Source organism: Streptosporangium sp. NPDC049078, assembly GCF_040648855.1.
Taxonomy (GTDB): Bacteria; Actinomycetota; Actinomycetes; order Streptosporangiales; family Streptosporangiaceae; genus Streptosporangium.
Genome location: NZ_JBEZEL010000001.1, coordinates 209,244 through 228,265, shown reverse-complemented (window position 1 = coordinate 228,265; position 19,022 = coordinate 209,244). Strand labels below are relative to the sequence as shown.

Sequence of the window (19,022 nt, the reverse complement as noted above, 5' to 3'; positions counted from 1 at the left end):
TCCGTGCCTTTTCAGCTTCCCTGGCAGAAGGTTGTTATGCACGTAGCTCACTTTTTGCAGATATTGTCGGTCGCTGTTCTTGCTGTCGGAGTCGCGGTAGGGGTGGCGACCGCTGTAGGCGCGGCGGTCTCCTGCACGGTGACCTTCTTCGCCCGCTCGTGTTTCCGGCCGACGACCACCTCGATCTTGTCGCCGAGGCTCTCCACCGGGCGCAGGTCCGCTCCGGGCAGCGCGGCGGCGACGGTGTGTGCCGAGTCCTCGCGGCCGGGGCCGTACCGGATGACGGTCTTGTCGAAGTCCTTCTGCGGGGTGTTGCCGGGGATCTCGGGCACCAGGAAGCCGACCCTCTGCAGGTCCGCCCTGGTCTGCGCGCCCAGCCCCGTGATCGTGGTGCCGTTGAGCACGGTGAGGGCGATCCGCGAGGGCGCGACGGTCAGCGCGGGAGCCGAGGGGGAGGCCGTCGGGGTGGGCGTGGCCTTAGGGGGCTTGGAGGGCTTGACGAGCGTCTCGTCGGCGGCGATCCTGCGGAACAACTCCTTGGCCGCCGCTTTGTCCCAGAGGACGGCGGACTCACCGGTCGGCGTCTTGTAGTCGACGTCCGCGAGCGGGACCGTGGCGAAGGTCACGTCGTCGGTGGAGACGTCCTTGAGCTGGTCGGCCAGGCCGAGCAGGTCCCCGCGGAGCGCGTCGTCCACCCGGATCGTGTCGAGGGCCGTGTCGACGAACGAGGCGAGCCTGACCGGGTTGGTCAGCGTCTCACCGCTGAGCGCCTGGTTCAGCAACGCGGAGATCACCTGCTGCTGGCGGTCGATGCGGTCGAGGTCGGAGCGGGCGGTGGCGCGGGTGCGGGCGTAGGCGAGCGCCTTGACGCCGTCGAAGGAGTATGTGCCCGGCTGCAGGTTGAGCGCGGTCTTCGGGTCGTTGATCGGGACCGGGGTGCAGACCGAGATGCCGCCGAGGGCGTCGACCACCTCGATGAACCCCAGCACGTTGACCTCGACGTAGTGATGGATGGTCAGGCCGGTGACGGCCTGCACCGTGCGCGTCGTGAGCTTCGGGCCGCCGAACTGGTAGGCGGCGTTGATCTTGTGCTCGCCGTTGCCGGGAATCGCCGTCCAGGTGTCGCGGGGGAGGCTGACCACGGTGACCTTGCGGTGGTCCTCCGACACGTGGATCACCATCATGGTGTCGGTGCGCTCGCCGGTCTCGCGGCCCAGCTTGAGCTGGTTCTGCTGTTTGCGGGTGAGGTTGTCACGCTTGTCGACCCCGACCACCAGGATGTTCATCGCGCCGGTGCTCGACCGCGATCCCTGGACCCCGGCGTCGACCGCCTCGATCTTCTTCGTGGCGTAGTTGGTCAACGCCCAGGTCACTCCAGAACTGCCCAGGACCAGGCAGGACAGCGCGCCGGCGATCACCAGGCCGCGCCGCCTGGTGCGGGCGCCCCTCGCCGACCTGCGAACACGCCTCGGGTCCACCCGGACGCTTCCGTAGGCGTCACCGCCCACGTGCACACCCGAATCCTCCTCCGGGTCGCGCATGCATGGCCCCCTAGGCTCCAGCTGGGTCGATGAGGTACCCGTTCGTACAGTAGCGTGAGCGACGCCATGAAGCAGTTCCCCGACTCGCCCTCGCCGGCGTCGTCTTCCGAGACACGTGTCTGGCCCCCCATCTCCATCGTCATCCCGGTGCTGAACGAGGAGCGCCATCTGAGGGAGGCGGTGCGTCAGGTGCTGTCGCAGCGATACGCGGGACCGATCGAGGTCGTGCTCGCGATCGGCCCCTCCCACGACCGTACCCAGGAAGTCGCCGACGAAATCGCCGCCGCCGACCCTCGGGTGATCGTCGTTCCCAACCCGACCGGCCGCACTCCCAACGCGCTCAACGCGGCGATCGCCGCGTCCGGTAACTCGATCATCGCGAGGGTGGACGGCCACGCGATGCTCCCCGAGGACTACCTCCAGGTCGCGGTGGAGACCCTTGAGGAGACCGGCGCCGACAACGTGGGCGGCGTGATGGCGGCCGAGGGCGTCACTCCCTTCGAGCAGGCCGTGGCCCGCGCGATGACGTCCAAGATCGGTGTCGGCGGCGCCCGGTTCCACACCGGCGGCACCGCCGGCCCGGCCGACACGGTCTACCTCGGTGTGTTCCGCCGCGCCGCGCTGGAGCGGGTCGGCGGCTACGACGAACACTTCCAGCGCGCCCAGGACTGGGAGATGAACCACCGCATCCGCGAGTCGGGCGGCCTGGTCTGGTTCCAGCCCCGGATGCGCGTCTCCTACCGCCCGAGGCCCAACCTCAAGGCCCTCGCCAAGCAGTACTTCCACTACGGCCGCTGGCGCAGGGTGGTCGCCCGCACCCACGAGGGCACGATCAACCTGCGTTACCTGGCGCCTCCGCTCGCCGTGCTCGCCATCCTGGCGGGCCTGGTGGTCTCCCCGTTCTTCTGGCCGGGGCTGTTGATCCCCGGCGGCTACCTGGCGGCGATCCTCGCCGGTTCCGCGATCACCGGCAGCGGCCTGCCCACCCCGGCGCTCGTCCGGCTGCCGCTGGTCTACGTCACCATGCACATGTCGTGGGGCTGGGGTTTTCTCACCAGCCCGAGAAGGCTGGGAAAGGCCGACCACGCGGGCGGCTGATCAAGGACGGGAGTCGATCACCTGACCGGTGACGCCGGAGGCGAGCACGTCCAGCGAGGTGCGGGCGACGGTGTGCGAGGAGGACGGGCTCGTCGGCGTCGCGGCTCCGGCCCGTCCGGGTTGCACGCAGTTGACCCGAATCCCGTACTCCGTCCACTCCCTGGCGAGAGCGAGGGTCAGCCCGGCCACGGCGGCTCCCGCGAAGGAGCGCAGGCCCTCGCCCGCCCCGTCCCCACCGGGAGAGGGGGAGTGGAACAGCAACTGTCCCCGCGTCTCGCGGAGACGGGGGAGCGCCGCCCTGGCGACGGTGACGGGACCGAGGTGGTCCGCGTTCACGGTCCCGGCGATCGTGGCGTCGTCCACCGCGTCGAGCCTGCCCTGTGGTGGCGTGCCCGCCGCGCTGATCACGTAGTCGACACCGCCCGTCTCCTTGACGACCCGGGCGAGCGCGTCGGCCACCGCCCGGGGGTCGTCCACGCGCACTTCGCCGGGGGCCGGTGATCCGGGGAAGGGGAACACCCGGGCGCCGTAATCTCCGGCGAGTCGCGCCACCTCGGCGCCCGCGCCGTCGTCCGCGCGGAAGACCACCACGGTCCTGCCCTCCAGCGCCTCGCGCAGGGCGGTGTCCGAGCGGGAGGGAACCTCGCTCGCGGCGAGCCTGAGGAGCCTGTCGGCGACGAAGAGGTCCACCGGGTGCGTGACCTTCATGTTCCGCTCGCTGCCCGGCACCACGTGGATCGGCACGTCGGGCAGGTAGCGCAGCACCACGCCGCAGTCGTCGGTGGCCGGCCGGTCGCCGAAGCCGGGATCGGCGAAGGCACGCTCGTACGCCTCGCGGATCACCGAGAGCCGAAAACACTGCGGGGTCTGGACGCGGCGCAGGCGGGCACGGTCGGGGACGTCACTGACGATCTCCCCGTGCGGCCCCGGCGAGGTCACCACGATCGTGTCGGAACTCGGGATCGCCACCTCGACCGCCGAGAAGGTCCTCAGCGCCTCGACGCAGTCGGCGATGATCCTTCTGTCCGCCAGCGGCCGTACGGCGTCGTGCAGCAGCACGTGGCACTCCTGCGCACCCAGGGCCTGCAGCGCTCGCCAGGTGGTCTCCGGGCGGCTCGCGCCGCCCTCCAGGATCCTGCCGACCTTCGTGAAGCCGTTGCGCTCGACGATCCGCTCCACCTCGCCGGTGAAGCCGGGCGCCATCAGGACGATGATCTCGTCGATCTCCGGTGCCTCCTGGAACAGGGCGAGGGTGTGTTCGAGGATCGTCCTGCCCGCTATCTCCAGCAGTTGTTTGGGGGTGTCGTGGCCGACGCGTCGGCCGACGCCGCCCGCCAGGACCACACCGACGGTTCGGGGACGCGGTTCACGTTCGGCCACGATCGGATTCCTTTGACAGTTCGGGTATGGCGAGCGTAATGGGTGTGTCCCTGATCGTCCGGCGTGCTCCCGTGCTATCCCGTCAAGATCTAGCTACGCTGAGTGCGCACTCCCCGATTCGTACGGTGATCCCGTCGGATACGAAGGAGCCCGGATTGCCTGACTCTCGCGCCACCGTCTCGTCCGACGCCTCGCAGGCGGTCGCGGTCGTGCTCGCCACCACCGAGGCGTCCGACCTGCGATGTTCCGCAGGGACGCTCCTCGACAGGCTGACCGGCCAGCTCGCCACGCTTCCCGTACGGGATGTGCACGTGATGGCCCGTTCCAGTGACATCATCCACGTGCCGGGCGGCACCCACATGATCGGGACGGAGGGGCCGAAAGGGCTCGCCGACGACCTGCGCAGGGTCGCGAAGGCGGCCCGCTCGTCCGTCGGGCCGGTGCTGGTGGTCGCCGGTGACCTGGTGGCGCACACCGAGGCGCTGGCCATGCTCGTGGAGCACCCGGCCCGCGACACCTGCGCGCTGGTGGGCGGAAAGGACGAGCCGCCGGGGCCGACGCGACCGCCGGTCAGGATCGAGGGCAGGTCGGTGGTGGCCGCCGGCACCTCCTTCCACGAGGTGGGCGAGACCAACGGCACCTTCAGGGGCGCGCTCCAGGTCGGCGTGCCCGATCTCGCGGGCTTCGCCGAGACCACCGAGACGCTCGCCGAGCTCGCCGAGGCGGGCGGCTTCGGCCCGATGGACGGCGGCGAGGTCCCCGGCCTGCTCCTGGTCGGCCTCGTTCGCTCCGGCGTCCAGGTGCGCGCGGCGAGACTCGGCCGCCTCCACGCCGACCGGATGACCGTGCAGGCGGACGCCGACGTGGCCGTGTCCCGGCTGGCCGAGGTCGACGAGAACGAGGCCAGGCTGGACGCCGCGGTCAAGAGCGACGACGGCTTCTTCGCCACGTACGCGGTGAGCTCCTGGTCCAGGCACCTGCTGAGGCCGATCGCCGGGCTCGGCCTGACCCCGAACGCGGTCACCGGCATATCCGTCGGTCTCGCCGCGCTCGCGGCGGTCTGGTTCTCCGAGGGCACCAGACCGGGGCTGATCGCGGGGGCGGTCCTGCTCTACCTGTCGTTCGTGCTCGATTGCGTCGACGGGCAGCTCGCCCGCTACACCCGCACCTTCTCGCCGCTCGGGGCGTGGCTGGACGCCACCTTCGACCGTGTCAAGGAGTACGCCGTCTACCTGGGCCTCGCCGTCGGATACGCGGCGGGGGCGGACGTCGCGGGTGGCGGCCCTGACGGCATCTGGGCGCTCGCGGTGGCCGCGATGATCCTGCAGATGCTCCGCCACGTGATCGACTTCTCGTACGCGGGCGCGCGGGCCGACGCGAGCCGGGTGGGCGCGGCCTGGACCAGGTCGGCGGGCTCGCTGGGGAGGACGGACTCGCTGAGCAGGGCGGCCGCCGCGGACGGCGCCTGGACAGGAGGCGGCAACCCGATCCTGCGGCTCTCGCGGACCATGGAGAAGGCGTCGCCCACCCGCTGGTTCAAGAAGATCATCGTGTTGCCCATCGGGGAACGGATGGCCCTGATCGCGGTGACCGCGGCCTTCTTCAACGCCCGGGTGACCTTCGTCGCGCTGCTGGTCTGGGGTGGGATCGCGGCCCTCTACGTCCTCTCCGGCCGGACCGGCAGATCGCTCAGCCGATGACCGGAGGCCGCGGGCGCGATGACCGGCGGGGACGGATGTCCCGCCGGACGAGGGACGAATCCGTCCTCGGGTCTCTCCTCACCCGGGACGAATCTCGCCTCGGGTCTCTCCTCACCCGGACGGATCTCCCGTCAGGCGACCCTCAGGTAAGTGGAAGAAGCAGGTGCGATCATGATTTCTGTGCATATGGCGCCGGTGCCGCGGAGCGCCGTGGTCGCCTACCGGGACGACGGGGTGCTGTCGAGGGGCATGGGCGCCATGGTGGCCGGGCAACTCCCGCCGCTGCCGCCCGCGATCGTCGGGATGTTCGTCACCGGGGTGCTGCTCCTCGTCGGCGTGGCCGGCACCGAAGGACCCGCGGTGTTCGCCCCGGCGGTGGCGCTGCTGCTGGCCGGTCCCGGCAGCTCCCATCCGCACGACGGCCGGCTCGACTGGCTGGTGCCGCCGATCCTGCGCCTCACCGAGTACGGCTTCGTGGCCTCGGTGGGCTTCGCGCACGACGTGCCGCCGTGGCTGATCTTCATGTTGCTCGGCGCGATGGCCTTCCACCACTACGACGTCGTCTATCGGCTGAGGCAGCGGGTCTACCCGCCCGCCTGGCTGGCCACATCCGGCCTCGGCTGGGACGGCCGGATGCTGCTCATCGCCCTCGGCGGGCTCGCCGGGCAGGTCACGCTGATGTTCGCCCTGCTCTCGCTCTACCTGTGGTGCCTCTTCTCCTGGGAAAGTGTCACCTGCTGGCTGGCCGCCCCGAGGTTCGGGGTGGACGCGGCCGACCTCGGCACCCACGATTGAGAACGCCCGGCAAATGCCCGATTACACGATCAGGGCGTGAAGGCAACTAATCTTTGGGGCCTAGGAGTGCCCGCCGGGAGGCTCTCACCCGAATGAGGAGTGCACGTTGCTGGGAATGGTGCTGGCCGCCGGGGCCGGACGACGCCTGCGGCCGTACACGGACACGCTGCCCAAGGCGCTCGTGCCGGTCGACGGCGACACCACGATCATGGACATCTCGCTGCGCAACCTCGCGGCGGCCGATCTTCGTGACGTCGTGGTCATCGTCGGCTACCAGGCGCAGGCGGTACACGAGCGCAAGGCCGAGCTGGAGCGGCGGCACGGTGTGAAGCTCACCCTCGTGCACAACGACAAGGCCGAGGAGTGGAACAACGCCTACTCCCTGTGGTGCGCGCGCGACTACTTCGACCAGGGCGTGCTCCTGGTCAACGGTGACACGGTGCACCCCGTCTCGGTGGAGGAGACGCTGCTCTCCGCGCCGGCGACCAGCGACATCCTGCTCGCGGTCGACGACGTCAAGAAGCTCGCCGACGAGGAGATGAAGGTGACCCTCGACGACGACCGTCACCTGCGGCTGATCACCAAGTTGATGGACCCGGCCGCCGCCGCCGGTGAGTACATCGGCGCCACGCTCATCCGTTCCGGCATCGGCGACCGCCTCGCCGACGCCCTCCAGGCCACCTTCGAGCGCGACCCGCAGCTCTACTACGAGGACGGCTACCAGGAGCTCGTCGCCCGCGGTGAGAAGATCGCCGTCGCTCCGATCGGCGACGTCCCGTGGGTCGAGGTAGACAACCACGACGACCTCGCCAAGGCGCGGGAGATCGCGTGCCGATACTAGCCAGGATGCTCCCGGCGCCCCTGTCCATGGAGGTGCGCCGGGGCGCCGTCGCCCAGCTCGGCACGTTGCTGGCCGACAGCAGGGTGGCGACCTCCGGTCGGGTGGCGGTGGCCGTGGGCGCGGGCCAGGGAGACAGGATCGCCTCGGTGATCACTCCCTCGCTCGGCCAGGCCCAGGTCTTCCGGGTGCCCGACGGCTCGGTCGACGCGGCGATCTCGCTCGGCGCCGACCTGCGCAAGGGGGCGTACGAGGCGGTCGTGGGCATCGGCGGCGGCAAGACCATCGACGTGACCAAGTACGCCGCGTCGCTGGCCGGGATCCCGATGGTGGCGGTGGCCACCAACCTGTCGCACGACGGGATCTGCTCGCCGGTGGCCTCGCTCACGCACGACGGGGGCAAGGGCTCCTTCGGCGTCCCCATGCCGCTCGCCATCATGGTCGATCTCGATTTCGTGCACGACGCGCCCGCCTCGCTGGTCAGGTCCGGGGTCGGTGACGTGGTCAGCAACCTCTCGGCGATCGAGGACTGGCAGCTCGGCGCGGGCGAGCGCGGGGAGCCGATCGACGGCCTGGCCTGCGCGATGGCCCGCACCGCGGCGGAGGCGGTGATCGGCAGATCCGACTCGATCGAGTCCGACGCGTTCCTGACCGTGCTGGCCGAGGCGCTTATCCTGTCGGGCATGTCGATGGTGGTCGCCGGATCCTCACGTCCTTCGAGTGGCGGAGATCATGAGATCCTGCATGCCGTGGATCAGCTTTTTCCCGGCACCTCCAACCACGGCGAGCTCGCCGGGATAGGTGCCGCGTTCTGTTTCTTCCTCCGCGAGGACTCACGGAGGCTCAATCAGGTCGTCGACTGCCTGCGCGGGCACGAGCTGCCGGTCACCCCCGCCGATGTGGGGCTGTCCCCGGCCGAGTTCACCGAGGCGGTCGCGCTGGCCCCGGCCACGCGTCCCGGCCGCTACACGATTCTTGAGCACCTGCGCCTGTCGGAGCCGGAGATTCGCGATCGGGTGGAGGATTATGTCCGGGCCGTCGGTCGCTGAGCTCCGTGCGGTGGCCCAGCCGCACACGACCATGGACCGCAACAGCGGCGAGCACTGGGCCGGCGCTCTCTACATGCGCAAGCTGTCGATCTACGTCACCTGGTTTCTCGCCAAGACGCCGATCACGCCCAACCAGACCACCTGGCTGATGATCTTCACCGGCCTGCTGGCCGGAGCCGTGCTCGCGCTGCCCGGACTCTGGGCGGCCGTCCTCGCGGCCCTGCTGGTCCAGCTCTACCTGCTGCTCGACTGCTCCGACGGTGAGCTGGCCCGCTGGACCGGGCGCACCTCCATCACGGGCGTCTACCTCGACCGGGTCGGTCACTACTTCGCCGAGGCCGCGATCCTCATCGGGCTGGGCTTCCGGGCGTCGGAGGTCCTGCCCGACTGGTACACCGTGACGGGGTTCGCCGCCGCGCTCGGCGCGATCCTGATCAAGGCGGAGACCGACCTGGTCGACGTGGCCCGCGCCCGCTCCGGGCTGGTCGCGGCGACCGAGGCCTCGGCCGAGCACTTCCGGTCGCGCGGGCTGGGCATGGCGCGCAAGGCGGCCGCGGCGCTGAAGTTCCACCGGATCGTGCAGGCGGTCGAGCTGTCACTCCTCATCGTGGTCGCCGCGATCTGGGACGCGATCGACGGGGGGCTGGCGGCGACGAGGGTCCTCGTGGTGGCCTGCGTGGTCGTCGCCGTGCTGCAGATGATCCTGCATCTGATCAGCATTCTGGCGTCCAGGCGGCTTTCATGAGGAACCGGATGGCGTCCGGGCGCGTCGTAGGTGCGAACACACCGCTGTTTGGCGGGTGTTCGTCGGCGGTTCCGATACGCTTGTGCCCCGGTATACCAGGAAACTCCAGCCCTGCCAGAATTCCCGACCCAGCAGACTCGGTGATCATGAAAGTATGCTCCGTACGTGCTCTCGACGCGTCAGGACGATGACCCGTTGAAGATCTCGTGCGTCATCCTCACCATGGGCAACCGTGTCCCCGAGCTGGACCGCGCGGTCGAGTCCGCGCTGAACCAGGTCGACGGTGACGTCGAGGTGGTCATCGTCGGCAACGGCGCGGACGTCCCCGAACTCTCGGTCACCGTGCCCGCGGGGTCCTCGGCCTCGATCAGGAGCGTGCGGCTGAACCACAACGCGGGCATTCCCGCGGGCCGTAACCGAGGCGTCGAGGAGTGTTCCGGCGACGTCGTCCTCTTCCTCGACGACGACGGCTGGTACGCCGACACCGGGCTCGTCTCCCACCTGCGGGAGCGCTTCTCCACCGAGCACGACCTCGCGGTCGTCTCCTTCCGGGTGAAGGATCCCGAGGGCGGCATCGGCCAGCGCCGTCACGTTCCCCGCCTGCGCGCGGGCGACCCCGAGCGGTCCTCTCCGGTCACCACCTTCCTGGGCGGCGCGTGCGCCATCCGCCGTTCGGCCTTCCTCCAGGTCGGCGGGCTCCCCGAGCGTTTCTTCTACGCCCACGAGGAGACCGACCTGGCGTGGAGGCTCCTCGGCGAGGGATACCGCATCGAGTACGACGCCGAGACGGTCATGTACCACCCGCAGGTCCCCCCGACCCGGCACACCGACTTCTACCGCCTCAACGCCCGCAACCGGGTCTGGCTCGCCCGTCGCAACCTTCCCTGGCCGCTGGCCGCGCTCTACCTCCTCAACTGGATGGTGCTCACCCTCGTCCGCGAGCGCTCCAGGCCCGCCCTGCGCGCCTGGTTCAAGGGCTTCGCGGAAGGGCTCCGCGAGCCCGCGGGAGAACGTCGCCCCATGGGCTGGAAGACCGCCTGGCGGATGCTCCGCCTCGGCCGTCCGCCGATCGTCTGACCTTCGATCAGCAGTGGACGTATACACCCTCGGCGAGGCGTTCGGCGTCGTCACCAGCGGCCGGATCCGCCACGAGCACGAGGCCAGGCTGGACGTCGCCGGAGCCGAGTTCACCGTCGCGGTCGGTCTGTCCAGGCTCGGCCACCGGGTGGGCTGGCTGGGCAAGGTCGGCGGCGACGAGCTGGGAGCGAGGATCCTCACCGTGCTGCGCGGCGAGGGCGTGGACGTCTCCGACGCCAGGGTGGACGAGGGGTCCCCGACCGGGATCCTGCTGAAGGAGTCGAGGCTCGGCCAGGCGGCGAGGGTCACCTACTACCGCACCGGCGTCAGGCTGGCCCAGGGGAACGTTCCCGTGGACCGGATCGCGGCCTCGCGCATCCTGCACGTGAGCGGGATCACCGCCGCGCTGAGCGCGCGCGACGCCATGCACGCGGCCGTACGCGCCGCGCGGACCGCCGGGGTCGCGGTCTCGGTGGCGATCGACTACCACGACCAGCTCTGGCCCGACCTGCGCGAGGCGGAGGAGATCCTCAGCGTGCTGGCCTGCTCCGCCGACGTGCTGTTCGTCCGGCAGAGCGAGCTCGACCTGGTCAAGCCCGCGCTCACCGGGGATCGCGAGGTCATCGTGACGCGCGGTGCACGAGGGGCGAGCGTGCGGGTCGACGGAGTACGCCACGACGCCGCGAGCCTCTCCGCGCCCGTGGTCGACCCCAACGGCGCGGGGGACGCCTTCGTCGCGGGCTATCTCAGCGCGCTGCTCGAAGGTCTTCACCCGGCCGACCGGCTGCGCAGGGGCGGCCTGCTCGCGGCCTTCGCCTCGTCGGGGCCGAGTGACTGGCAGGGCCTGCCGACGAGGGCCGAACTGCCCCTCCTGGAGCTCGACACCTGACGGTGAGGATGTGGGTGAGCGCCTCCGGGCGGGGTCTGACCCAACCTCCGACCGACCGCAGGGTCCTTGACAGGATCTGACCCGCCGATCCGCGCGGCTTCTCGCCGTGCGCGGGCGGGTCAGGGCCTTTTCGAGGCCCGATGCCTGGTCCGGTGCCCGATTTCTCGCCGGGGGAGGGTCTCCGAGCGCTCCGCCGGGCCGGGACGTGCCTTGCCTTGTCCGGCCGGGCCTCTCACGAGGAGCCTCAGGGCTCCTTGGCCTCACCGAGGGTCATGGCCAGGTGGGAGATCGTGCTCGTCATCAGGGCGCGTTTGGGCAGACCGAGCTCGCTCAGCTCCTTGGCGATCGGATGGTTGCCCAGGCGGATGAGAGCGCCCCCGGGACGCGTGCGGACCCCGCGGGGAGAGAGCGACCACGGGATGCGGCGGGTGACGCCGTCCAGGTGGCTGTAGGCGTCGAGGGCGGTCATCATCCCGGTGCCCGGCACCGGGACGCCGGGTTTGATCAGCAGGTCCAGCACCAGGCGGCCGTCCTTGCGCAGGACGCACCGCTTGTAGGGGGAGGAGATCCGCAGGTCGATGTCGGCCAGTTCCTTGGGGAAGCCCCAGATGGCGCGGCCCGCCTCCAAGGTGAAGTCCTGGTCGACCGGGAGCCAGTGGACGAACGCCCCGGCGCCGGTGCGGCGCAGCTCGGACAGGTTCGCGCGCAGCCCTCCGCCGGGAACGTGGCCCGCGCCGGGCGGCCTCGCCAGGAAGGCGACACCGAACTCGTGGTAGCGGCCCAGATCACCGTCGCGGTAGTCGGCGAACACCAGCGTGCACAGGGCCTTGCGGGGTAACACCTCGGCGACGTCCAGGTGCGAGTAGGCGATCACGGCCCGCGCGGCGTCCGCCCGGACCAGGTAGGACGCGCTGCAGACCATGACGTCGCGGACGCGGACCGGCATGGTGACCTCGCGCCCCTGGATCAGATGGCGTGCCATGCCTCCAGTACACCAATCTCCCGGCCGGACGTCACTGGTTTGCCGGCCCATTCCTCAAGCCGCCCGACGAAGGCGCCCGCGTGATCCGGCCAGTTGTGGCGGGCGAGGGCCTCGGCGTGGCCGCGCGCTCCCATCTCGGCCGCCCCTTCCCGGTCGTCCCGCAGCGCCAGCACCGCGCGTACCGTCGCCTCGGCGTCCCCGAAGGGTACGACGACGCCGCACCCGACCTTCTCGACCATGGACGCGGCGGCGGACAGGGGGGTGGTGACGACGGGGACCCCCTTGGACATGTAGTCGATGATCTTGGCGGGTACGGGCCGGGTGCCGGGTGCGTCGTGCGGGAGCGACAGGCCGGCGATCGCCCCCTCGGCCATCCGCAGCGCGTGCCGGTTGGGCACGTAGCCGTACCAGTCGAGCAGGCCCTCCCGCTGCGCGTCCCGCAGCAGCGGCCTGACGCGGACGTCGGCGGAGCCGATCAGGTCGAGCCTGATCCCGTGCGGGAGCAGCCGCCTCGCCGCTTCGATCAGCTCGCCCACGCCTCCGGCCCTGGAGAGGTGGCCCACGTGGATCACCCGGTTCCCGCCGGGCGGCGCGGGCGGGCACGGGGAGACGTAGGCGGTGTCGGGAACGACCTGGTGGGGGCCGGAGAGCCGTTCCCGGTGGGACTCCTCGGCCAGGATCAGGTGCAGGCGGTGCTCCGGGGAGGCCCCGATCCGGCGCGCGAGCGCGGGCAGGGCGCGGCTCAGGTGGCCGGGGAGGGTGAGGCCGAGCGCGGCGGTCACGCCCCAGCCGCCCCAGCCGTCCCCGATGTCCTCGCGCACGTCCCAGACGGTGACGGGACGGTGCCTGGGCAGGCGGAACAGCAGCTCCCTGTCGTGCACGACCAGCAGGTCCGCGCCCTCCACCCCGCGCTTGAGAGCCCCCCGCGCGGCCTTCAGCGCGCGTCTGCGGCGGTTGGGGATCGCCCGGGGTACGTCGATCGCGCGGATACCGGGATCCGGGGTGACGTTGCAGTCGGTGAAGGGGGCGACATAGGTGATCTCATGCCCGGCGTCGAGGAGCGCCCGGATCTGCCGATGCATGATCCTGGCGTCCTCTGGGTGATGAGCGATCGTCGCGACGCATACCCGCATGTCCCGATGTTGAGTGTTCGTTCCGTCATCACCGGATGTGTTGCGTTAATCAGCGGGGAACTGAGGCTGAACTCTCCTTGGCGGCGGGTGCGCCCTCGGCCGGTGCGGTGGTAGCGGCGGGGGGAGGGGAGGGGCGGCGGTAGAGCCATACGAGCCGGGGTTCGAGCATCCACTTGAAGAGCTTGCGGGTCTCGGGCAGGCACAGCACGATGGCGAGGGCGAGCGAGCTCGACGCGATCGCCGCCACGCCCAGCGGGCCGTACAGCCAGGGGAAGCTCAGCCAGCCCTGGTCCTTGGCGATGACCACCACGACGCCGTGGAGCAGGTAGGCGTACAGGGTGCGGGTGCCGAGGTCGGAGAACCAGGTCTCGCCCCGGGGGATCAGCGCGAGCAGCGCCACCGTCATGGCGAGTGCCGCGATCAGCAGGGCGCCTCGCACGCCGAGGCCCAGCCACCAGGACATGTCCATCGCCTTGAAGCTGTAGCGGAAGTAGATCGGCGCGCGCGGGACGTGGGGCGCGATGAGGATCGCCACCCCGGCGGCGCCGATGAGGACGACCGCTGAGGTGATCTTGACCCAGAGGGGCTTGAGCAGGTCGAAGTGCTCCGGCTTGAGCAGCAGGCCGAGCACGTAGAACGGCAGCAGGCCGAAGAAGCGGTCGATGCTGAAGTCGCCGGAGATCTCCGAGAAGCCCGCGACCAGGTAGATGACGACCGCGACCAGCAGGGGCTGTCGCATCCGCGTCCAGATGGGCGTGGAGATCCGCCAGAGGACAAGGGCGACCAAGTACCAGTTGAGCCAGGCCGGATCAATGATCGTCAGCGTCCACTTCTGGCCGAGCCCGTAGCGGAGCAGCGCGTAACCGATCTCCACGACGATGTACGGGATCAACAGGGTGTCGACCAGCTTGTTGATCTTCGCGTTGGAGTTCCAGAAGTTGCGTCCCAGATAACCGCTGATCAGCACGAACGCCGGCATGTGGAACGTGTAGATGAACAGGTACGCGGCCTCCGACGAGTGCGCCTTCAGGGTGGGGACGAGCGAGTGGCCCATCACCACCAGGGCGATCAGGACGAACTTCACGTTGTCGAGGTACGGCTCGCGCTTCTTCTTGACCGGAGGGGCCGGGGGCTCCTCCTCGGCGACCGTCTCGCGCTCACGCTCCGCCCGCAGCTCCTGCTCGGCCCGCGGTCCCTGGTTCCAGAACGAGGGACCGCCGTCCCTCGTGGTGTTCTCCCAGTACGAGGGGCCGCCGTCCCTGGCGGTGTTCTCCCAGTACGAGAAGGGGCGTTCACCGGACGCTCGCGGCTCCTGCCGGGGTCTCGGGGCCTCCGCGTCCGGGAACCGCACGGGAGCCTGGGGCTCCCCGGGGAGCCTGGGACGTCCGGGAAGCCCGGAGAGCTCAGGTTCCTCGGGGAACCGGGGCCGCCCCGGATCGGGCGTCCAGCCGGGATCCTGAGGGTGCGCGGCTCCTGGCGGTGGGGAGGCCGGCGCGGGGACGCGCGGTGTCATGGGCGGCGGGGCCCAGTCGGGCCGGGGGGACGGCGCACGGGGGGCGCCCTGCGGAGGGGTGGGCCCCTCAGCCCACGACGGCGTCTCCTGTGCCCACGGTGACTCCCGCGTCCACGACGGGCCGTCCTGTGCCCAGCCGGGCTCCTCGCGGTCCCACGAGGGGTCCTGGACGACCGGCTCGGGCGCGAGGGGCTTCGACAGGTCGAGCGGGTCGTGGGAGCCGTGGGCCCCGCCGAACGAGGGGCCGCCGGGACGCTCGCCGAAGTAGGACTCGCCGAACGGGGATCCGCCGGGCCGGGGTTCACCGAAGGGGGACCCGCCGGGACGAGGCTCGCCGGGGTGGGTCTCGCCGAAGTGGGGTCCGCCGGGGTGGGATTCGCCGGTGGAGGGTCCGCCGGCACGGGTCCCGCCGGGGTGGGGCTCGCGATACGCCGGGTAGCCCCCCCACTCGGTGACCTCGCCGGGGCTCTCCTCGCGGCCGTCCCCGATGTCGCGCCGGGACGCCCCGCCGGAGGTGACCGGTCCCGGTGGCTCCGGCCACGAGGGCTGGGATCCACCGGACGCCTGCGCCTGGCCGGGCGTGGGCCACGGAGCGGACCTCCTGCCCTGCCCGCCGTTGGCCCCACCGGAGCCGGGGTCGGAACCGCCGTCGTCCTGGGGGGCAGGCACCTGGAAGGGTCGGATGTCGCTCACGAGGGGGAGGCTCAGCTATCTGTCGGAGACCGGGGGAAGTGTCGGGCAGATCGGCGGGGCGCCCAGGGGAAGGGTCGGGGACGCGGGCAGGTGTTCGCCTCGCCGCCTTGACCAACCCTAAACCGACTGTGCGCCCTCTGTCGCACGCATGCACTTTGATTCGGACGGTTCTCGGGGAATCGTGACTGTCCACGGGGTCACGGGCCCGGCCGCGCCCTCGGGGCGGCCGGGGGTGAGGGGAGGCGTCTCAGCTGCAGGGGTTGGTCTTGCTGTCGACGACCTTGTCCGTGAGGGCGTCGGGGATCTTCGGGAGGGCGCGGACGCCCGGCCAGTCGGCGCCGATGACGAGCTGGATGACCGGCCCGGTCGGAGCCTTGCCCTCCGGGGTGGGCGGGGGCGCCACGGCCGGGACGTACTTCTCGGTGGTGACCGGCTTGACCTTGCCCGCGACCGGGGTCCGCTTGTCGCCGGAGAGCCTGGCGGCCACCGCGTCGCCGTACGAGGCGCCGTCGGCGGCGTCCTTCTTGGCGTAGCGCACCGTGGTGGTGGGCACGTTGGCGGTCGCCGGGCGGGCGTTGCCGACATGGGTGACCACGAACCCCTGGTCGGCCAGCTCTGCGGCGACCTCCCTCGCCCTGTTCGGCGTGTCCGTGCCGTTGAAGACCTGGAGCCTGACCTGCTCGCGCTTGACGGCCGGCTTGGCCTTGGGGTCGGGGGGCGGGGTGACCTCGGTGTCGTTCTTGATCGCGGCGAACAGCTGGTTCGCGTACGGCTGCACCCAGGCGACCCGGTTCGGGTCGTCGGGGTGGGGGCCCCACGGGACGGTGATCAGCTTGACGCCGCTCGCGGTCAGCTTCTGGGCGCTCTGCCCGATCTGGAGCAGGGTGTTGGTGTCCCTGGCCAGTTCCTCGTCCATCCGGACGGACTTGGCGGCGGTGGTGATGAAGTTCAGCATCTTGGCGGGGTCGCTCAGCAGCTCGCTGCTGGTCGCCTTCTTCACCACCTGGCTGAGGAAGACCTGCTGGCGCTTGATGCGGCCGATGTCGCTGCCGTCGCCGTAGTTGCGCAGCCGGACGTAGCCCAGCGCCTTCTCGCCCGCGAGGAGGTGCCAGCCCGCGGGGAGGGTGAGCTTGGACTTCTTGTCGTCGACCGGCTTGGTCAGGCAGATCCTGACGCCGCCGAGAGCGTTCACGATGTTCTTGAAGCCGGTGAAGTCGACCTCGACGAAGTGGTCGATGCGGATGTCGGTGAGCGACTCGATCGTGGTGATCGTGCAGGTGATGCCGCCCTCGTTGTAGGCGGCGTTGATCATTTCGGTGCGGGCCGCGACCGGCGCGCCGGTCTCCGACTTGCAGGGGGGCATCTCGACGACCGAGTCACGGGGGAAGCTGATGAAGGTCGCCTTGTCCCGGTCGGGGGCGATGTGCATGAGGATGATCGTGTCGGTGCGCTTGCCCGCGTCGGCCATCTTCTGGCCGTACTTCAGGTTGTCGCCCTCGCGGGTGTCGGAGCCCACGATCAGCACGTTGAGGGCGCCCTTCACGGCAGCCGGCCGGTTCTGGCCGAGTTTGCCGCTGAGGTCGACGGTCTGGAACTCGCCGAGGGTGTCGCGGTAGACCTTGTAGCCGCCGAGGGTGCTGAGCACCAGTACTCCGGTCGCCGCGATGCCGGCCCAGGCGCCGATGCTGAGCCGCCGCTGCTTGCGGCCCCGGCCCCTCGGTGCTTTCTCCTGCGGAGGCGGCGGGAGGTCTCCCGGCGGACCCTGGGGCGGGGCGTCCCCTCTTGAGCGCCGCGGTCCGCGGTGGCCGGGGGAGGTCGGTTCGCTCCGGCGGTCTCTGACGGCCGCCTGCCGGTGGTCGCTCATGCGATCCTTCCGCTCGGCGGCGTCGTCCGGTGCTCATGCTCGGTCATCGAGCCCAAAGGGTAGATCACGAGATACGCGCCAGGAGACATGATGATGCGAACTTGGCCAAGACCGCCCCCTGACAACCGCCATGTTTGGATCCGGCGGCCAGCATACTCAAATACGGACATTAGTAGGAATGTTACTGAAATTAGGTTTACGTACGGCAAGTGCCGCTGCCAGGCAGGCGGCGGGCACGGCCGGCAGGACGTACCGGTAGTCGAACTCCGCCACCGCCGGCGGCAGCACCAGCAGCACCACCGCCACCGACCAGGGCAGCGCCCACGCCGTGGACTCCGGGCGGAAGCGCCGGACACACGCCGCCGCGGGCGGCAGCAGGAGAATCACCAGGACAGCCGCGCCAGGCAGTCCTGCGACTCCCTGATAGGTACGGATCCAGCCCGCGTACGGTTCGACGATCCGGGTGGAGATCGGTCCCCGCTCGTAGCGCTTCGCGGCCTCGGCGCCCACCGTCGCCGGATAGCGTCCCGGCGGCGCGGGCGGTGTCGCGGGGAACCGGTAGTAGTCGTAGATCTCCTGATCCGGGTAGACCGGGCGGCCCACGGTGAACGAGCGGGCCAGTTCCGAGGCGACCGAACCGAGATAGTCCAGCGGCTGGCTCATGATCGCCAGTGACGCGAACCGCCCGGCCAGCGTGTCGTTCGTCCGGGTGAAGGTGATGCCGGGCAGTTTGACCAGCGGGGAGTCCTGCGCCCAGACGTACTCCTGTGCGGGAGGCCGCAGGTGCGGCGGGCGGGGATCGCAGAGCACCGCCAGGTCGGGCGGCGGGCGCATCACGTCGCAGTCGGCGAAGGTCATCGTCTTGCCGTACAGGAAGACGCCGTTCGCGCCCACGATGCCGATCCGCTGGTACGTCGCGTAGAACCAGGCCCCGTACCCCACGATCGGCACCGTCGCGGCGGCGATCATCACGCCGGCCGCGAGCACCCGCCCCCGCTCCCTGAAGATCAGCCAGGCGGCGAAGAGCGCCACCAGCGGCAGCCCGACGGTCCTCGTCAGCGTCGCCGCCGCGAGCAGCAGTCCGATCCCGCACGCCGTACGCCATCCGACGGAGTCGCGCACGGCGAGGCAGGCCGCCGACACGACCAGGACCGCGAACAGGGTGTCGGAGACCAGCAGGTGCTCCAGCTGGATCTGGTAGGCGTCCAGGAGGGAGGGGACCGCCGCGAGCGTCGCGGCCCAGCCCGGCGCCCGCAGCCGCCGCGCGGTGAGATAGACCAGCACGCCGACGAGCAGCCCCAGCAGGTGCTGGGCCGCCACGACGACGGCGAACTCGTGGAACGGTTCGAGCAGTCGCATGAACATCGGGTATCCGGCGGGACGGACCAGGTCGGGCCGGGGTTTCAGCGCGGTGACGACGTACGTGTAGGAGTCGGGGAACCAGAGCGCGGGCCGGTAGCCGAGCATGGTGATCACCCGCAGCGCGATCCCCGCGCCGAGCACGGCCAGGAACCAGCGATGGTCGGTGAGCCGGCGGCGACCGGGGAGCCCGCGGCGCTCAGGAAACCCGCGACCGCCCGCGCCCCCGCGACCACCCCGCACCCACCCGATCACTCGTCCCCCTCCTCGCACGCTGCGCGTACGCTACCGGCTCTCCCCCGGCTCCGTGCTCGCACCGGCCCTCGTGTCCGCGCATCCGGTGCCCGCCCGGCCCCGGTCGGGCCT

The 19,022-nt window shown here is 70.7% G+C and carries 15 protein-coding genes; 8 read left to right on the top strand and 7 right to left on the bottom strand.

The window, feature by feature from the left end:
- Positions 1–47: 47 nt before the first annotated feature.
- Positions 48–1,541 (bottom strand): LCP family protein, encoded by a 1,494-nt coding sequence (locus AB0B90_RS00915; RefSeq protein WP_350946447.1) that lies wholly within the window; start codon positions 1,539–1,541, stop codon positions 48–50.
- Between the two features lie 66 nt (positions 1,542–1,607).
- On the opposite strand from AB0B90_RS00915, the gene AB0B90_RS00910 reads away from it, so the two are divergent.
- Positions 1,608–2,639, top strand: a complete 1,032-nt coding sequence (locus tag AB0B90_RS00910) for a glycosyltransferase family 2 protein (protein ID WP_350946611.1) — start codon at positions 1,608–1,610, stop codon at positions 2,637–2,639.
- Here the strand turns inward: AB0B90_RS00910 and AB0B90_RS00905 are convergent, their stop codons facing one another.
- Complete coding sequence (locus AB0B90_RS00905) at positions 2,640–4,019, bottom strand: bifunctional cytidylyltransferase/SDR family oxidoreductase (protein WP_362920111.1); 1,380 nt, start codon at positions 4,017–4,019, stop codon at positions 2,640–2,642.
- Positions 4,020–4,174: 155 nt separating this feature from the next.
- Here AB0B90_RS00905 and AB0B90_RS00900 point away from each other — a divergent pair, with 155 nt between their 5' ends.
- The 7 genes from AB0B90_RS00900 (at position 4,175) to AB0B90_RS00870 (ending at position 11,112) form a co-directional block, all read left to right on the top strand.
- The gene (locus AB0B90_RS00900) at positions 4,175–5,719 is read left to right on the top strand and encodes a CDP-alcohol phosphatidyltransferase family protein (RefSeq protein ID WP_350946449.1); all 1,545 of its coding nucleotides are present in this window, start codon (positions 4,175–4,177) and stop codon (positions 5,717–5,719) included.
- 171 nt (positions 5,720–5,890) lie between these two features.
- Entirely contained in the window at positions 5,891–6,514 is a 624-nt protein-coding gene (locus AB0B90_RS00895; protein ID WP_350946450.1) for a DUF5941 domain-containing protein, read from the top strand.
- A gap of 106 nt (positions 6,515–6,620) precedes the next feature.
- Positions 6,621–7,355, top strand: a complete 735-nt coding sequence (locus AB0B90_RS00890) for a phosphocholine cytidylyltransferase family protein (RefSeq protein ID WP_350946451.1) — start codon at positions 6,621–6,623, stop codon at positions 7,353–7,355.
- A 5-nt stretch (positions 7,356–7,360) separates the two neighbouring features.
- Entirely contained in the window at positions 7,361–8,401 is a 1,041-nt protein-coding gene (locus tag AB0B90_RS00885; protein ID WP_350946452.1) for an iron-containing alcohol dehydrogenase family protein, read from the top strand.
- A complete protein-coding gene (locus AB0B90_RS00880) occupies positions 8,379–9,146 on the top strand; it encodes a CDP-alcohol phosphatidyltransferase family protein (RefSeq protein ID WP_362920108.1) in 768 nt (255 codons plus the stop codon). The genes AB0B90_RS00885 and AB0B90_RS00880 overlap by 23 nt, the downstream gene beginning before the upstream one ends.
- A gap of 195 nt (positions 9,147–9,341) precedes the next feature.
- On the top strand, positions 9,342–10,223 hold the full coding sequence (locus AB0B90_RS00875) for a glycosyltransferase (protein WP_350946612.1): 882 nt from the start codon (positions 9,342–9,344) through the stop codon (positions 10,221–10,223).
- A gap of 13 nt (positions 10,224–10,236) precedes the next feature.
- Positions 10,237–11,112 carry a sugar kinase gene (locus AB0B90_RS00870; RefSeq protein ID WP_362896368.1) on the top strand — a complete coding sequence of 292 codons (876 nt, stop codon included), beginning with the start codon at positions 10,237–10,239 and terminating at the stop codon, positions 11,110–11,112.
- Positions 11,113–11,356: 244 nt separating this feature from the next.
- Here AB0B90_RS00870 and AB0B90_RS00865 read toward each other — a convergent pair whose 3' ends face one another.
- The 5 genes from AB0B90_RS00865 to AB0B90_RS00845 form a co-directional block, all read right to left on the bottom strand.
- Positions 11,357–12,094: an acetoacetate decarboxylase family protein gene (locus AB0B90_RS00865; protein WP_350946455.1), complete on the bottom strand. Its 738-nt coding sequence runs from the start codon at positions 12,092–12,094 to the stop codon at positions 11,357–11,359.
- The gene (locus tag AB0B90_RS00860) at positions 12,079–13,176 is read right to left on the bottom strand and encodes a glycosyltransferase (RefSeq protein ID WP_362920106.1); all 1,098 of its coding nucleotides are present in this window, start codon (positions 13,174–13,176) and stop codon (positions 12,079–12,081) included. Before AB0B90_RS00860 ends, AB0B90_RS00865 begins: the two co-directional genes overlap by 16 nt.
- 100 nt (positions 13,177–13,276) lie before the next feature.
- Positions 13,277–15,433 carry an acyltransferase family protein gene (locus AB0B90_RS00855; protein WP_362920104.1) on the bottom strand — a complete coding sequence of 719 codons (2,157 nt, stop codon included), beginning with the start codon at positions 15,431–15,433 and terminating at the stop codon, positions 13,277–13,279.
- A 247-nt stretch (positions 15,434–15,680) separates the two neighbouring features.
- A complete protein-coding gene (locus AB0B90_RS00850; protein WP_350946458.1) occupies positions 15,681–17,297 on the bottom strand; it encodes an LCP family protein in 1,617 nt (538 codons plus the stop codon).
- Positions 17,298–17,453: 156 nt separating this feature from the next.
- Positions 17,454–18,911 carry a hypothetical protein gene (locus tag AB0B90_RS00845; RefSeq protein WP_362920102.1) on the bottom strand — a complete coding sequence of 486 codons (1,458 nt, stop codon included), beginning with the start codon at positions 18,909–18,911 and terminating at the stop codon, positions 17,454–17,456.
- Positions 18,912–19,022 lie beyond the last annotated feature (111 nt).

What these genes read in the sequence shown, in the direction of transcription:
- AB0B90_RS00915 (WP_350946447.1), bottom strand. Translation starts at nt 1,541, where the DNA reads ATGCGCGACCCGGAGGAGGATTCGGGTGTGCACGTGGGCGGTGACGCC.
- AB0B90_RS00910 (WP_350946611.1), top strand. Translation starts at nt 1,608, where the DNA reads ATGAAGCAGTTCCCCGACTCGCCCTCGCCGGCGTCGTCTTCCGAGACA.
- AB0B90_RS00895 (WP_350946450.1), top strand. Translation starts at nt 5,891, where the DNA reads ATGATTTCTGTGCATATGGCGCCGGTGCCGCGGAGCGCCGTGGTCGCC.
- AB0B90_RS00885 (WP_350946452.1), top strand. Translation starts at nt 7,361, where the DNA reads ATGCTCCCGGCGCCCCTGTCCATGGAGGTGCGCCGGGGCGCCGTCGCC.
- AB0B90_RS00880 (WP_362920108.1), top strand. Translation starts at nt 8,379, where the DNA reads ATGTCCGGGCCGTCGGTCGCTGAGCTCCGTGCGGTGGCCCAGCCGCAC.
- AB0B90_RS00865 (WP_350946455.1), bottom strand. Translation starts at nt 12,094, where the DNA reads ATGGCACGCCATCTGATCCAGGGGCGCGAGGTCACCATGCCGGTCCGC.
- AB0B90_RS00860 (WP_362920106.1), bottom strand. Translation starts at nt 13,176, where the DNA reads ATGCATCGGCAGATCCGGGCGCTCCTCGACGCCGGGCATGAGATCACC.
- AB0B90_RS00850 (WP_350946458.1), bottom strand. Translation starts at nt 17,297, where the DNA reads ATGAGCGACCACCGGCAGGCGGCCGTCAGAGACCGCCGGAGCGAACCG.